The organism is Corynebacterium sp. USCH3, assembly GCF_037619475.1.
In the GTDB taxonomy this organism is placed as follows: Bacteria; Actinomycetota; Actinomycetes; order Mycobacteriales; family Mycobacteriaceae; genus Corynebacterium.
In genome coordinates, this window is record NZ_JAQPZT010000002.1 from 476,483 (window position 1) to 491,017 (window position 14,535).

12 protein-coding genes are annotated in these 14,535 nt (G+C 68.9%); 1 reads left to right on the forward strand and 11 read right to left on the reverse strand.

Going from position 1 to position 14,535, the window contains the following annotated elements; genetic code table 11:
• Window positions 1-33: 33 nt before the first annotated feature.
• From PQI66_RS05480 to nadD, 4 genes are all read right to left on the reverse strand, one after another.
• A complete protein-coding gene (locus PQI66_RS05480; protein WP_339996617.1) occupies window positions 34-1,329 on the reverse strand; it encodes a DegV family protein in 1,296 nt (431 codons plus the stop codon).
• A complete protein-coding gene (locus tag PQI66_RS05485) occupies window positions 1,326-2,087 on the reverse strand; it encodes a histidine phosphatase family protein (RefSeq protein ID WP_445227997.1) in 762 nt (253 codons plus the stop codon). The genes PQI66_RS05480 and PQI66_RS05485 overlap by 4 nt, the downstream gene beginning before the upstream one ends.
• 6 nt (window positions 2,088-2,093) lie before the next feature.
• Window positions 2,094-2,582: a ribosome silencing factor gene (gene rsfS, locus PQI66_RS05490; protein ID WP_339996618.1), complete on the reverse strand. Its 489-nt coding sequence runs from the start codon at window positions 2,580-2,582 to the stop codon at window positions 2,094-2,096.
• 117 nt (window positions 2,583-2,699) lie between these two features.
• Window positions 2,700-3,506, reverse strand: a complete 807-nt coding sequence (gene nadD, locus PQI66_RS05495) for a nicotinate-nucleotide adenylyltransferase (protein WP_445228004.1) — start codon at window positions 3,504-3,506, stop codon at window positions 2,700-2,702.
• 146 nt (window positions 3,507-3,652) lie between these two features.
• Here nadD and PQI66_RS05500 point away from each other — a divergent pair, with 146 nt between their 5' ends.
• Window positions 3,653-4,591, forward strand: coding sequence for a YwiC-like family protein (locus PQI66_RS05500; protein WP_339996621.1), 939 nt, complete (start codon window positions 3,653-3,655; stop codon window positions 4,589-4,591).
• Here the strand turns inward: PQI66_RS05500 and PQI66_RS05505 are convergent.
• The 7 genes from PQI66_RS05505 to PQI66_RS05535 form a co-directional block, all read right to left on the reverse strand.
• Window positions 4,581-5,408, reverse strand: a complete 828-nt coding sequence (locus PQI66_RS05505) for a hypothetical protein (protein WP_339996622.1) — start codon at window positions 5,406-5,408, stop codon at window positions 4,581-4,583. The two genes, PQI66_RS05500 and PQI66_RS05505, sit on opposite strands and share 11 nt — an antisense overlap.
• A 77-nt stretch (window positions 5,409-5,485) precedes the next feature.
• Window positions 5,486-6,826: a glutamate-5-semialdehyde dehydrogenase gene (locus PQI66_RS05510; protein WP_339996623.1), complete on the reverse strand. Its 1,341-nt coding sequence runs from the start codon at window positions 6,824-6,826 to the stop codon at window positions 5,486-5,488.
• Window positions 6,827-6,908: 82 nt separating this feature from the next.
• The gene (proB, locus tag PQI66_RS05515; RefSeq protein ID WP_445227998.1) at window positions 6,909-8,216 is read right to left on the reverse strand and encodes a glutamate 5-kinase; all 1,308 of its coding nucleotides are present in this window, start codon (window positions 8,214-8,216) and stop codon (window positions 6,909-6,911) included.
• A gap of 69 nt (window positions 8,217-8,285) precedes the next feature.
• Window positions 8,286-9,800, reverse strand: a complete 1,515-nt coding sequence (gene obgE / locus PQI66_RS05520; RefSeq protein ID WP_339996625.1) for a GTPase ObgE — start codon at window positions 9,798-9,800, stop codon at window positions 8,286-8,288.
• Between the two features lie 339 nt (window positions 9,801-10,139).
• The gene (rpmA, locus tag PQI66_RS05525; RefSeq protein WP_038549531.1) at window positions 10,140-10,406 is read right to left on the reverse strand and encodes a 50S ribosomal protein L27; all 267 of its coding nucleotides are present in this window, start codon (window positions 10,404-10,406) and stop codon (window positions 10,140-10,142) included.
• A gap of 59 nt (window positions 10,407-10,465) precedes the next feature.
• The gene (gene rplU / locus PQI66_RS05530; protein WP_339996627.1) at window positions 10,466-10,768 is read right to left on the reverse strand and encodes a 50S ribosomal protein L21; all 303 of its coding nucleotides are present in this window, start codon (window positions 10,766-10,768) and stop codon (window positions 10,466-10,468) included.
• A gap of 337 nt (window positions 10,769-11,105) precedes the next feature.
• Window positions 11,106-14,468 (reverse strand): translation initiation factor IF-2 N-terminal domain-containing protein, encoded by a 3,363-nt coding sequence (locus PQI66_RS05535; RefSeq protein WP_339996628.1) that lies wholly within the window; start codon window positions 14,466-14,468, stop codon window positions 11,106-11,108.
• Window positions 14,469-14,535 lie beyond the last annotated feature (67 nt).

Genomic DNA, 14,535 nt, shown 5'->3' on the forward strand with positions numbered 1-14,535 from the left:
AAGCGGTCGGTGTGTCCGTTTCCCGGGTCGGCCCTAATCCTGCACCAGGGACACCGCGAGGGCCCCTGGACCGGTGTGCACCGCCATGGAGTGGGTGACGTCCACCACCGAGATCACCACACAGGCCGGGAGCTGTTCGCGCAGGTTGGACCGCAGTTCCTCGGCGGCGTCCTCCGCCTCACGGTGGTGGACCGCCAGATGCATCGGCACCCGCGGCAGCTCCTCCAGGGGCACCTGTTCCTCGGTGCGCCGACGCAGGCGCAGCCGCTCGTGCTCCGCCTTCTCCGCCTTCTCGGTCTTGTCGTTTTTCTCGGGTCTCTCCGACTTGTCGTGCCGGTCACGCCCGCCGAAGTTGAAGATCCGGGGACGGTCCGTGGAGCCGGTCTGGTCGGCACCGTCCGAGCTCACGTCGTCCGCATCCGTGCCATCGACCGGCTCGACGTCCGGGGTGCCCTCCTCCACGGCGGGGTGGTCACCGGCGTCGGTCTCCCCGGTGGACGTCACCGGAGCCACCTGGGTCGCCTGAGCCATGGTGTCCGGAGGCCCCTCCTGTGCCACGGGAGCTGCCGGCTCTCCCGCGGGGTCGGTCTCGGCGGGGACGGCCGCAGCCGGGTCGTCCCCGGCGGTGTCTGCAACCTCGGAGGCCCCCGTGTCCTCCCCCGACACCGCCTCCGTGGCCTCAGGCTCCCCGTCATCACCGGCAGACGGCAACTGTTCCTCGGCGACCCGGCGGTACGCGTCAGCCGCCAGGGTGACCAGGCGCTCCATCGCCTTCGACCGCGTCCGGGTCTTCGCGGCGAGTTCCAGCCGGCCGCCGGCGAGGTGCAGGATCGGCTTGATCGCCAGGGCCGTGGACAGCAGACGCTGCCCGGCGGTGAGTCGCCCGCCCTTGGCCAACGTGTCCAGACGGTTCACGAACATCCAGAGCTGCCCGGTGTCGATGGCGTGCTGGGCGACTCCACGGCACTCGTCGAGGGAGCCGCCCTCGTCAGCACACCGTGCCGCGGCGATCGCCGCCTGGCCGATGACCATGCCGGCCGACATCGTGTCGATGACCTCGACCCGTCCGTCGAGAACCGCCGCAGCCTGCGACGCCGAGGACCACGTGCCCGACAGCTCCTTGGAGATGTGCAGGGCGACGACACCGTCGTCCCCGCCGCGCTCCAGCAGCCGGGCGTAACAGGCGGTGAGTTCCAGGGCCCCCAGACCCGCCGTCGTCTCGTCGTCGCCCTCGCCTTCGGCATGGAAGTCCAAGACGGTGATGCCGTACTCCGCGGCCAGGGCCGGGGGCAGACACGCCGACGAGTCGGTGACCACCAGGACACTCATCGGCCTGTCACCTCACCTTCGTCCGCATTCACCACTGCCACCGGCGCCGGGGCCGCGACGCCTACGTTCCATCCTTCCAGGAACCAGCGTGGACGGCTCCAGAGGTCACCGTCCGCGGCGGTGACGTCCCCGGTCGGGCGCGCGACGAGCTGCGACCAGCGGGCGTTGCCCAGCCCACCGAACATCGGGTAGTGCTCCGTCGGGATTCCCAGCAGGCGCGACGTCAGCGCCGCGATGGTGCCGCCGTGGGCGACGAGCATCACCGTCCCAGCGTCCCACACGCCGGTGGCCATGAGTTCGTCGACGAGTTCCGCCGACCGGTCGGACACCTCCAGCCGGGTCTCACCGTTCGGCGGCGCCCACGTGGGGTTCAACCGCCAGTGCGACCGTTGGCCGGGGAAGACCGCGTCCACGTCCTCGTGCGCCTTACCCGACCAGTCGCCCAGGTCGGTCTCCCGCAGCCGGGAATCGGTGGAGTAGTCCAGCCCGAGCGCGTCGGCGAGCAGCGCGGCGGTGTCCTGGGCGCGCTGCAGGTCCGAACTGACGACCGTGCCGATCGGCCAGGTCCCCAGCTCCGCGGCGGCAGCCTCCGCCTCCGCCCGGCCCGCCTCGGTGAGCGGGGTGTCCAGTTGTCCCTGCATCCGTCCGACCAGGTTGAACTCGGTCTGGCCGTGCCGGATCAGGATCAGTCGGCGTTCAGGCAGCCGCCTGCCCCCTGACGGACCGGACGTGCCGGGTTCTCCCGGGCGCACCGTCACCAGCTCCTAGAGCTCGTCTTCGTCGGGTGCCGGACCGGCCAACGGCAGGTCGGCTGCGCTCTGTGCGGCGAAGGGATCATCGGCGTCGATCTCCTCGGCGCTGACGTCACTGGCCCAGAATCCACGGTCCGCCTGCTCGACGCCCTCGACCTCGACGGTCGGGCAGTCCCGGTACAGGCGGTCCAGTGCGTAGTACTCCCGCTCGTCCCGACGCTGGACGTGCACCACGATGGTGCCGTAGTCCAGCAGGACCCACCGGTTGTCGCGGTGGCCCTCGCGCAGGCGGGCCTTCACCCCGACCTCGGCGAGCTTCTCCTCGACCTCGTCGACGATGGAGTTGACCATGCGCTCGTTGTCGCCGGTGGCCAGCACGAAGCAGTCCGCCAGCGGCATACGGGAGGTCACGTCGAGGACGACGATGTCCTCGGCGAGGCGCTCGGCGGCGGCGCGGGCGGCGATCCCCGCGTGGTTGATGGCGTCGGAACTAGCGGTCACGTGGTGCCGGATCCTTCATGAAAATAGAGGGCAGATGTTTTCCGCCAGTGATTCTACAAGCCGGAGCACAGATCACAGCATCAGGACCGCCGTTCCTCCCGGAACCGGCCGTCGCCGTCAGAACCAGCCGTCGGGGAAACGGTCGCTGTCCGCGTCCGGATTCCAGTCCACGTCCGGCTCGGCGGCGGCGGGCGGATCTGCGGACGAGTCTGCGGACGAGTCACTGTCGCCGGCACCGGCACCGGCGCCTGCGAGGACCCCGGCGTCGCCTGCCGCTCCTGTACCGCCGTTCTCGCCGACGTCCGGCACCGCCCACGGCAGTCCACCGTGACGGTCCTGGTTGTTCCGCCGGTACAGCGCGGTCTTGCCGATGTACTGCACCACCCCGTCCGGCACGAGGTACCAGACCGAGCGTCCGTCCGCCGCACGCTCCCGGATGTCGGTCGACGAGATCGCCATCGCCGGGATGTTGACCAGGCTCAACCGGTCGGAGTCGACCTGGCTGCGCAGCGCCTCACCAGCGTCGGCGAGGTCGTAGCCGGGACGGGTGACGCCCACGCAGTGCGCGAGACTGAACACGTCCTCCCAGTGCCGCCACGTCACGATACGTTCCAGGGCGTCGGCACCGGTGATGAAGTACAGCTCCGCGTCCGGGTAGCGACGCTGGATGTCCTTGAGCGTGTCCACGGTGTACGTGTCACCCGGACGGTCGATGTCGACGCGCGACACCAGGAACTGCGGGTTCGCCGCGGTCGCGATGACGGTCATCAGGTAACGGTCCTCGGCGGCGGTGACGACCTTGTCGCGCTTCTGCCAGGGGTGGCCGGTCGGCACGTAGATCACCACGTCCAGCCCGAACCGGTCGGCGACCTCACTGCCGGCCACGAGGTGGCCGTTGTGAATCGGGTCGAAGGTACCGCCCATCACGCCGATACGCTCCGGCGGTTTGTCCGGGAATCGTGCGGCACGCTGCTCCGGTCGGCGGTTCTGGGTCACGTCCGCCCATGCTACGGGTAAGTACCGTCCGAAAGGAACCACAGGCGGGGTTTGCCCACGATACCCTGTGCACTATGGCGATGAGAATGAACCCGTGGGTACCGAATCAGCACGGCGCGTGGCCGATGGTCGTGGTCCCTCCCCTGGTCGGACTGTTCTGGTGCCTGAAGATCTGGGACGCCGTGAACCCCACCGACCGCGGCGACGGGGTTCACGGCACCGCCGGGATGGTGCTGACCTTCCTGGCCGTCACCGTCGCCTGGGCGGTGGGCTACCTCGCCTTCTTCGCCGGGGGAATTCTGATGCGTGCCCGCAACGCCACGATGCGCGGACACGCTGTCGCACCGACGGTGGTCTACGGCGCAGTCGCCGGCCTGGCGGCGGCACTGGCACTGATACTGCAGCCGCACCTGCTGTGGTGGGCGTTCGTGTTCCTGCCGTTGATCGCGATCGCGGTCTACGAGACGTGGCGGGGGACGCCGCGGTCGTTGGCCTCCGGTGTCGCGACGACGGCCGCCTCCGCTTTCATCGTCCCGGTCACGGCGACGGTAGGGCTGGGCGCCACCCTCCCGGTCACCGGCGGGGTGACGTGGTCGTCCAACCTGTTCACCCCGGCGGTCGTCGAAGCTCTGCCGACGGCGGTGTGGGTCAGCTTCTTCTGGCTGCTGCTCTACACGGTCGGCACGATCCCCTACGTCAAGACGATGATCCGCAAGAAGGGCGATCCCGTCTGGCTGGCCGGATCACAGGTCTTCCACCTCGTCGCGCTCGTCATCGTGGTGGCCACGGTGATGGTCCGGTACGTGCACTGGGCGGCCTGGATCCTCGCCGTGGCGGTGTTCGCCGCGGCACTGTGGCGCTCCCGGGCCGTCCCCGCCTCCGCGGCGGCGGGTGTCCCCTGGCCGCCGAAGAAGGTCGGGATGAGGGAGATACCGCTGCATGCCGGCATCGCCGTCGCCGGAGTCATGGCCGCACTGTTCTACGACGGACCGTTGATCCTGTTCATCGGATAAGGTCGGCGAACGCCTCGACCGCGGCCTGCTCGGCCGAGCTCGCGGCGGACGGGTCGGCGACCGCGTCACGGAAGTAGGTCTCGTGCGCGCCCGCCCCGTCGTCGTCCTGGAGGGCGAGCAGGACCGAGCGGGGCCCGGTGTCGCAGGCGAAGTCATCGGCGAGGCAGTAGCTGTGCACCGGAACACCCGCCATCGCCCCACCGCCGATGAGTTCCGGGACGCGGTGGAAGGGGTTGCCGAGGTACACGGCCCCACGTAGACGCCCCTGCGCGGCAAGTCTGTGCTGCACCGGAGTCAGGGCGGCGACACCCTGGGAGTAGCCGAGTCCGACGTAGTCGGGACGGCACTCGGTGGACGCCTCGTACTCCTCGACCATGTCGATCCCACCGGGCAACCCGCGGGCCATCGAGTCGACGAACAGACCGACCCCGTTGAGCACGGTCGCAGGGTCCGGGTCCTCCCCTGCCTCACCGACGGGGAACCGGGCGGGATAGCGGTCGGCGTCGATGCTCAGGACCGTGCGGTCGTCCGGGTCGAAAAGCTCCGGGTGCACGGCGGTGGCGTAACCGAGGAAGCGGTGGAGGGTCTCCCCCTCGTAGCCGTTGGAGTACCCGTTGGTGGCGTCCGGGGCGAAGACCTCGTTCTCTTCACTGCCCCGGGCGGCGAGGGCGACCACGGAAGGGCAGCCGCCTCCGTCGACCTGGTCACGGGCCACGCCCGCAGCTGCAGGAGAGGCTGTGACGACGGCTGCAACTGCGCCTGTGGCGATACCCACGGCGACCACCGCCGAACCGATGACTCCATGAATGTTCCTCACGGAGACAACTGTACCGGCGCACAGTTTTGCGCTGCACCCCCTCCCCACGGTGCTGCCGCGCTACGGCGCTGACGGCGTCAGGGTCGGACCTGGCCCTCGCCGTTGACGATCCACTTGGTGCTCGTCAGCTCCGGCAGCCCCATCGGCCCGCGGGCGTGCAGCTTCTGGGTCGAGATGCCGATCTCTGCACCGAAGCCGTACATCTCACCGTCGGTCCACGCGGTGGAGGTGTTGATCATCACCGCAGCGGCGTCGACGTTCTGCTCGAAGTACTTCGTGGCCTTGTAGTCCGTGGCGCTGATCGCCTCGGTGTGTCCGGTGGAGTACCGGGTGATGTGGGCGACGGCCGCCTCGACGCCGTCAACCACCGCGGCGGCAATGTCGAAGGAGCCGTACTCCTCCTCCCAGTCCTTGTCCTCGGCCTGCACGACGTCACCGACGCCGAGCGCGGACAGCTCGTCGACCTCACCGTGGACGGTGACCCCGGCGTCCTGCAGGGACGTCAGCACGCGCTTCTTGTCCTCGTCCGGCAGGGCGGCGTCCAGCAGGACGACCTCGGTGGCGTTGCACACCGAGCAGCGGCGGGTCTTGCCGTTGATGACCAGTTCGATGGCTTCGTCGACGTCCGCGGAACCGTCGACGTAGAAGTGGCAGTTGCCGGTGCCGGTCTCGATCGCCGGCACCGTCGCCCCGGTGACCACGGCGTTGATCAGACCGGCCCCACCACGGGGGATGACGATGTCGACCAGGCCACGCGCGGTGATCAGGTCCTGGACCGAGTCGTGGGTCTCGCAGGGCAGCAGCTGGACGGTCTCGCGGGGCAGGCGGTGCTCCTCGCAGACGTCCTGCAGGATCTCCACCAGCCGGGTGTTCGAGCTCTGGGCCGACTTCGAGCCACGCAGCAACGGGACATTGCCCGACTTCACGGCGAGACCGAAGGCATCCACGGTGACGTTCGGACGCGCCTCGTAGACCATGCCCATCACGCCGAGGGGGACGCGGACCTGGCGCATCTCCAGACCGTTGGGCCGCCGGGATCCGCGGACCACGTCACCGACCGGGTCGGCCAGGTCGGCGACCTGACGCAGGCCCCCGGCGATGCCCTCGACGCGGGCGGCGTCGAGGCTGAGACGGTCGATGAGTGACTCGGACATGCCCCGCTCACGTCCGGCGGCGATGTCCTGCTGGTTGGCCTCGAGAATCGACTCGGTCTCGGCGACGAGCCGGTCGGCGGCGGCGATGAGCAGGTCGTTCTTCTGGGTCGTCGTCAACGCCGGGCGCTGCGAGACCTCACGGGCCTGCTGTGCCTTGGCGAGGACCTCCTCACGTTCGGCGGCGCGGACGGGGGTCAGCCCGGCGGTGTCGCCGGAGGTGGCGGGGGCGGAGGACGAGTTCTTGGCGGTGTTCACGTCGTTCATGACATCCGAGGATACGTGAGGTCCCCGCAAAAATCACCCGGATTGTTCAACAATCCGGGTGTGAGGCGGTGCGCGTCGACGGTCAGCTGGTCGCGCCGTACACGCGGGACTGCCGGTTCGAGTACGTCGCCATGTAGTCGGCGTGGATCACCGGGCGCTGGGCGAAGTCGGGCAGATCGGCGGTGGACTTCCCGACCATCCCCTCCAGGGTCGCCGAATCGTAGTTGACCTCGCCACGACCGATCAGATCACCGTCCGGTCCCACCACGTCGAGCACCTCACCGGAGGTGAAGGCACCGTCCACCCGTGACAGGCCGACGGCCAGCAGGGAGCTGTGCCGCTCCATCGCCGCGGCCGCGCCGGCATCCAGATGCAGGGTCCCGGCGGAGTCCGCGGCGTAGAGCACCCAGAACTTCCAGGCCGACAGCCGGTCCTCGCGCGGCCAGAAACACGTCCCGACCATCGCCTCGTCCAGCGCCGCGCCGATGTTCTCCGTCGACGTCAGCAGCACCGGGATACCCGCCCGCGACGCCAGCCGCGCAGCGGACACCTTCGCCGCCATGCCACCGGTGCCCAGCCTTCCACCGTCCCCGGCGACGACCCCGCGCAGGTCCTTGCTGCTCTTGACCTCGGCGATGAACCGGGCGTCCGGCTCGGCGGGGTTACGGTCGTAGAGCCCGGCGACGTCCGACAACAGGACGAGGGCGTCGGCGTAGGTCAGGTGGGACACCAGCGACGCCAGCCGGTCGTTGTCACCGAAGCGCATCTCCGAGGTCGCCACCGTGTCGTTCTCGTTGACGATCGGCACCGCGCGCAACTGGCGCAGACGGTCGATCGTGCGCTGGGCGTTGCGCGCCCGGTCACGGCGGGCCGCGTCGGACGCCGTCAACAGCACCTGGCCGATCGACCGGCCGTACCGGGCGAAACTGCGGGCCCACTCCTGCGCGAGAAGCACCTGGCCCGCCGCCGCAGCGGCCTGCTTGGTGGCGAGGTCCGTGGGCTTCTGCGCCAACCCCAACGGCCCCATCCCGCAGGCCACGGCGCCCGACGACACGACGATCACGTCGGTGTCACGGTCCATCCGCGCCTCGAGCGCGTCGGCGATGACGTCGATCCGGTCGGGGCTGACCCTACCGGTCTCGTCGGTCAGGCTCGACGAACCGATCTTGACCACCACACGCTTGGCGCTGCGGATCGTCTGCCGCACATCGGAGTGGTGCCCGTACGCCGGGGAGTCCTCACTGACCTCGGGATCCGGGAACTCCTTGGTCGTGGCGGGGATGACGGGGCCGGGCTGATGCACAGCGTCCGTCCCGAATTCCAGGGACGCCGGGTACTCGAATACCGTCGGCTCAGCGGACATGTCGGAAGCATCAGTGGTGTCAGACATGCCCTTCATTATGACCCAGGCGCACCGGTCCTCGCCACGAGTCGGCGACCGTGCACCCCAGCGGGGGTGTCAGCCCTGCCAGCGCTCCCGGTCCGGCTCCTCGCCGTCTCCGAAGTCGTACTCGTCGATGAGTCCGCGCCGCGCCTGGGACGCCCGCTTCCGCTCCTCCGACGTCGACCGGCCGGTACGGTCCAGGCGGCGGTCCGTACCGCGCCCCGACGGCAGCAGGTCCACGCCGGCGGCGGTCTGCGGCTCCCACTCGAACGTGATCGCACCGATGGTGACCTCGTCACCGGCGACCGCCCCCGCCTTGTAGAGCGCGTCCTCGACACCCGCCTTGGCCAGACGGTCCGCCAGATAGCCGACGGCTTCGTCGTTCTCGAAGTCGGTCTGGATGATCCACCGCTCCAGCTTCGACCCGGAGACGATGAACGAACCCTCGAACTCCGGGTCCTTGGACACCTCGAAGTCGGCGAACCGGCCACGGCCCCTGCCCCGCAGGTGCTTAGGCGTGATGACCTGGGGTGCGACCTCCTCGACCGGGTGGCGACGACGGTGCTCCCCGACGATCTCTATCAGCGCGTACCGCAACGGGTCCAGTCCCTCGTGGCTGGCGGTGGAGATCTCGAAGATCGGCCAGCCGAAGCTCTCCTCCAGCTCCGGACGCATCAGCTCCGCCATCTCGCGGGCGTCCGGCACGTCGATCTTGTTCAGCACGATCACCCGTGGGCGGTCACTGAGGTCCCCCAGCCCGGCGTCCGCGGACAGCTCGGACTCGTAGTCCTTGAGCTCCGTCTCCAACGCCCGGATGTCGTCGATCGGGTTACGGTCGGACTCCAACGACGCGCAGTCGACGACGTGCACCAGCACGGCGGTGCGCTCGATGTGGCGCAGGAAGTCCAGCCCCAGACCCTTGCCCTGGCTGGCGCCGGGGATCAGGCCCGGCACGTCGGCGATGGTGAACACGTCGTGGGCGACGTTGACAACCCCGAGGTTCGGCTGCAACGTGGTGAACGGGTAGTCCGCGATCTTCGGCTTCGCGGCACTGAGCACGCTGACCAGCGACGACTTACCCGCGGACGGGAAACCCACCAGCCCGACGTCCGCCATGGACTTCAGTTCGAGGGTGATGTCCTTCATCTCGCCCGGCTCACCGAGCAGCGCGAAGCCGGGAGCCTTGCGTGCCTTGGACACCAGCGACGCATTGCCGAGGCCACCGTGACCACCGGCGGCGGCGACGAAGCGCTGGCCCTTGGTGGTCAGGTCGGCGAGCACCTCGCCCTTGCCGTCGAGGACAACGGTACCGGCCGGAACCTGGACCACGAGGTCCTTACCCCGGGCACCGTGACGGTGGTCGCCGGCTCCGGCGGCACCCCGCTCGGCCTTGATGTGGGGGTGGAAGTGGAAGTCCAGCAGGGTGTGGACCTGGGGGTCGACCTCCAGGACGACGTCGCCGCCGTGACCGCCGTTACCGCCGTCCGGTCCGCCGAGCGGCACGAATTTCTCCCGGCGTACCGAAGCACAGCCGTTGCCGCCGTCGCCGGCCTGCAGGTGCAGGACGACTCGGTCCACGAAGCGTGACATGATTGGACGCCCTCCAGTTCAGGCGGTTAAAAGGGGTGGTTGAGGAATCCCGACGATCCTACCATCCGGGACGGACGGTGGCCTCAGCACTGCAGGTCAGCTCACCTGCACCGTCCCAGACCGGCCTGGCCGGGACCAGGGTACGGGGTTCGTACCGACTCCCCGACTCAGACTCAGGCCGCGACGGTGCCGGTGCACGGGAGCGTACCGGAATCGGCCTGCGACCGGCACCGGTCGGGAGAATCGGGTACGCGTGCACGCATGCGCGACAACACGAAAACCCCGGGACGTCCGTGGACGTTCCCGGGGCGGACCGCCGTCGCGGCGGCTACCGGAGGTTTAGGCCTCGACGGTCTCGTTCTCGACGATGTTCACCAGTCGACGGTTACGGCGGGTGCTGAACTGCACGGCGCCGCCCTTGAGGGCGAACAGGGTGTCGTCGCCGCCGCGTCCGACGTTCTCACCGGGGTGGAACGAGGTACCGCGCTGACGGATCAGGATCTCGCCGGCCTTGACCTGCTGACCACCGAAACGCTTGACACCGAGACGCTTGGACTCGGAATCGCGACCGTTGCTGGAGCTGGAAGCACCCTTCTTGTGTGCCATGGTCTTTTCCCTCCTCGGAAAAGGTCGTACCGCTGCGCGGGACGCAGCGGTCGCTGGGTTTACTTGATGCCGGTGACCTTGAGGACGGTCAGCTTCTGACGGTGACCGTAACGACGCTTGTAACCGGTCTTGTTCCGGTAGTGCATGCCGTTGATCTTCTTACCCTTGGTCTGGTCGACGATCTCGGCTGCAACGGTCTTGTCGGCGAGCTTGTCACCGGAAGTGACGTCAGCGCCATCGACGAGGAGAACCGGGGTGAGAGCCACGGACGAACCCGGCTCTCCCTCGATCTTCTCGACCTTGACGAGGTCACCTTCGGCAACCTTGTACTGCTTTCCGCCGGTCTTGACGATCGCGTACATGGAAGGGCTACCCCTTTGTTTCTCTACTCGGCTCAGGCCGCCCCTCCACCGTCCGCCCCGACGTACTCGCGGGACACGGCCTGAAAAGGCAATCTGACTGGACTTCAATGCTTATTTCACTGCGTTCGACGTAAACGACCCTGCACCGGACGTGCGGCGCAACCGCAGTCCCGGACAGGGACTGACGGACACGATCGACCAACGGTCGAACAGCGACGTTGCAAGGCTACCGCCCTACCCCGGGAAAACAAAATCTCCACTGCCTCTCCGGGGACGGTAACGACACGCCGGTGATTCTGGTCGGCTGGCACCCACCGGTACCCACCGATGCCGCCCGCTACCGTCCGCTGCGCACGACCCGACGGCGACCACGGCGGTCGGACCGCACCTGCGCGGTCTGCTCCCGGGGCTTCTCCGTGCTGTCCGGCTCCACGGGAGCGGGCTCCGGAGAGCCACCGAAATCTTCGGGACGTGGCGCGACGTCGGAGCGCGAGTTCCCGCGGACCCGACGGCGACGCCGCGGTGAACGCTCGAACGCCTCCTTCGCTGAGGCGAAGTTCCCGGCGGCCGCCGACTCCTCCGGCTCCGGTTCGACGTCCTGCTCCGGCTCGGCGACCGGAGTCACGCGGCGCACCACCCGACGTCCACGCCGGTCCTTGCGCCGGGTCGTCGCAGCAGCCTCACCCGGGTCACCCGGCTCAGTAGATTCAGTCGACTCAGCCGACCCGTCTGCCTCGTCTGCCTCGTCTGCACCTGCAGCACTGTCCGGCCGTGCGTCCTCCTGCACGATCCCGCGCAGCAGCGCCTCCGTAGCGTCGCCATCGTCACCAGCCTCGCCAGTCTCCTCAGGCTCGTCGGCCACATAGTCGGCGCCCGTCGGCTCGTCCGGGTCCTCCGCGCCGGCACGGCTCAGAGCATGTGCCACGATGTCGTGGACGGACTCCCCGTGACGGTGGTCCGACGCGGCATGCACCGTCGTGGCCACGTCGGAAGTGGCCTGCTGGTCCTCCTGCGCCGGGGCGGGGGCGTCCTCGATCGCGCTGTCCTCGTAGCGACGGCGGATCTCCTGCTCGTGCCGCGCCTGCCGGAGCCCGTCCCGGCCGCCGTGGTCGCGTCGTTCCTGGTCGTCGGCGTCGTCGTGCTGCACCGGGTCATCGTGCAGGACGATGCCGCGTCCCTGGCAGGTCTCGCACTCGGTGGAGTACGTCTCCACGAGCCCGGCACCGAGCCGTTTGCGGGTCATCTGCACCAGTCCGAGGCTCGTCACCTCCGACACCTTGTGACGGGTCCGGTCAGCGGCGAGGAACTCGGTCAACCGCCGCAGCAGCAGGTCCCGGTTCTCCTCGAGGACCATGTCCACGAAGTCGACGACGATCATCCCGCCGATGTCGCGCAACCGCATCTGGCGGACGATCTCCTCCGCCGCCTCCAGGTTGTTCTTGGTGACCGTCTCCTCCAGGTTGCCGCCGGAGCCGACGAAACTGCCCGTGTTGACGTCGATGACGGTCATCGCCTCGGTCTTGTCGATGATCAGGTAGCCGCCGGAAGGCAACCAGATCTTCCTGCTCAGGGCGTTGGCGAGCTGGGCGTCCAGCTCGTAGGCGGCGAAGACGTCATCACCGCCGTGGTCATCCGGATTCCACTTGACCACCCGGGGCTCCAGGTCCGGCGCCATCCGGTGCACGTAGTCGCGCACCCGCTGCCAGGAACGACGACCGTCCACGACCAGCTCGTTGAAGTCCTCGTTGAACATGTCCCGGACCACCTTGACCAGGAGGTTCGGCTCCTCGTAAAGGGTTACCGGGGTGGCGCCCTTCTTCGCCCTCTCCGTGTTCTCCTTCTCGGTGATGTCGACCCACCGGCGGTGCAGCCGGTCGACGTCCTCGGCGATCTTCTCCTCGCTGACACCTTCCGCAGCGGTGCGGATGATCGTGCCCCCGTCCTCGGGGACGACGCGCTGCAGGACCGACTTCAGTCGTTTGCGCTCAGCTTCCGGCAGCTTCCGGGAGATCCCCTGTGTACGCCCACCGGGGACGTAGACGAGGTAGCGTCCGGCGAAACTGACCCGGTTGGTCAGCCGGGCACCCTTGTGGCCCAACGGCTCCTTGATGACCTGGACGAGCACCTGGTCGCCCTGTTTGAGCGCGGACTCGATCCGTCGGGAACGGCCACGGATGTGCTCGGAGCGCCAGTCGACCTCACTGGCGTAGAGCACGGCGTTGCGGCCGGTTCCGATGTCGATGAACGCCGCTTCCATGCTGGACAGGACGTTCTGCACGCGGCCGAGGTAGATGTTGCCGATGGTGGACTGCTGGTCGTCACTGGTGACGAAGTGTTCGACGAGCAGACCGTCCTCCACCACACCGACCTGTGTGGTCCACCCGTTGCCGTCGTGCCGGTGAGCGTCGCGCACCACCATGGAACGGAAGATGTTCTCCCGACGGGCGATGAACTCCGCGCGGGTGACCGAGCGGTGCTTCTCGTTGCCCTGCTCCTGACGCCACCGACGCTTGGACTCCAGCCGGGTCGAGCCCTTGAGCTTCACCGGCTCGTCGACGACCGGGACCTGCTCTTCCGCCGGCCCGCCGGCCGCGGCGGACGGAGTGGGTTCGTTGGACGTCCGGTCATTGCCTCGGGACGGCGTAACGTCGGCGGACGTAGTGCCGCCGTCCTTCTGGTCGCCCTGGTCACCCTGGTCACCCTGGTCACCGCGCCCACGGCCCCGACCCCGACTTCCCCGACGACGACGCGATGACGCGGCCGCCTCGCCATGCCCGTCCCCGGACTTCTCGCCCGGGTCGTCCCCGGTGGAACGCGACTCTGCAGCCGCCTCCCGCTGCCGCTCCCGGCGGAGTTCTTCCGCGCCTGCCGCAGCGCTGCGGGAGCCCACGCGGCGGACGATGCGACGGCGCACGACCGGACGTGCGGGCTGTTCTTGTGCTTCCACAGCCTGCTCAGCCTGCTCAGGTTGCTCAGCCTGCTCAGGTTGCGGCTGCGGGTCCCCGGCCGCCACCTCCTGCTTCTTCGGCTCCTGCTTCTTCGGTGCCGGCTCCTGCACCACGTTCTCCGCCGGGGCCTCCTGGGTGGCCGGACGGCTCACACGCCGACGGCGCCGACGACGTGACGCCGACCCCGCGTTCTGCTCCTGCGGTGCTTCTGCCGACTCGACGGTCTCCGCCGCAGGTGTGGCGGTGGCGGACTGCCGTGCCGGCTCCGCCGCAGGCTCGACAGCCTCGACAGGGGAAACCGGGGCCGCGGCCTTGCGGGTGACCTTGCCGGAGCGCCCGCCACGACGGCGCGTCGGGGCCGCCTGCTGTGCAGCCGGGGGCTCGGTGACGGTCTCGGATTCACTGACCGCCGGGGGTTCAGCGTCGGGCGTCGGCTCACGGGGCGTCGTTGCACCGGGCGACTTCTTCGTCGCCGTCGTCCTCGGTGCGCGCTTCTTCGCCGGCTTCTTCGCTGCCTTCTCTACCGGCTTCTCGGCGGCGATAATCTCGCCGAGCACACGCGCCACGTCCGCCCGTGTCACGGTCGACGTGGCACGCTTGTTCTCCACCCCGTGCTCCCCCAGCACAGTGATCATCTGAGCGCTCGGAATCCCGAGGGCCTTGGCCAGTGCGTGCACACGGACCTTCTCCCCCAGGTCGTCGACCGTCACGTCTGCCGCCGCTGCGGCAAGTTCCTGGCCTGTATTCGCCATACTTTCTCCTCTGACCTGCCACGGACGCAACGTCGGTTCCCGACCGCCCGCCACACCGACGTCCTCG

Excerpts from the sequence above, each read along its gene's own strand:
- rplU (WP_339996627.1), bottom strand. The coding sequence starts at position 10,768 with ATGTACGCGATCGTCAAGACCGGCGGAAAGCAGTACAAGGTTGCCGAA.
- obgE (WP_339996625.1), bottom strand. The coding sequence starts at position 9,800 with ATGTCACGCTTCGTGGACCGAGTCGTCCTGCACCTGCAGGCCGGCGAC.
- PQI66_RS05500 (WP_339996621.1), top strand. The coding sequence starts at position 3,653 with ATGGCGATGAGAATGAACCCGTGGGTACCGAATCAGCACGGCGCGTGG.
- nadD (WP_445228004.1), bottom strand. The coding sequence starts at position 3,506 with ATGGGCGGTACCTTCGACCCGATTCACAACGGCCACCTCGTGGCCGGC.
- proB (WP_445227998.1), bottom strand. The coding sequence starts at position 8,216 with ATGTCTGACACCACTGATGCTTCCGACATGTCCGCTGAGCCGACGGTA.
- rpmA (WP_038549531.1), bottom strand. The coding sequence starts at position 10,406 with ATGGCACACAAGAAGGGTGCTTCCAGCTCCAGCAACGGTCGCGATTCC.
- PQI66_RS05510 (WP_339996623.1), bottom strand. The coding sequence starts at position 6,826 with ATGAACGACGTGAACACCGCCAAGAACTCGTCCTCCGCCCCCGCCACC.
- PQI66_RS05480 (WP_339996617.1), bottom strand. The coding sequence starts at position 1,329 with ATGAGTGTCCTGGTGGTCACCGACTCGTCGGCGTGTCTGCCCCCGGCC.
- PQI66_RS05535 (WP_339996628.1), bottom strand. The coding sequence starts at position 14,468 with ATGGCGAATACAGGCCAGGAACTTGCCGCAGCGGCGGCAGACGTGACG.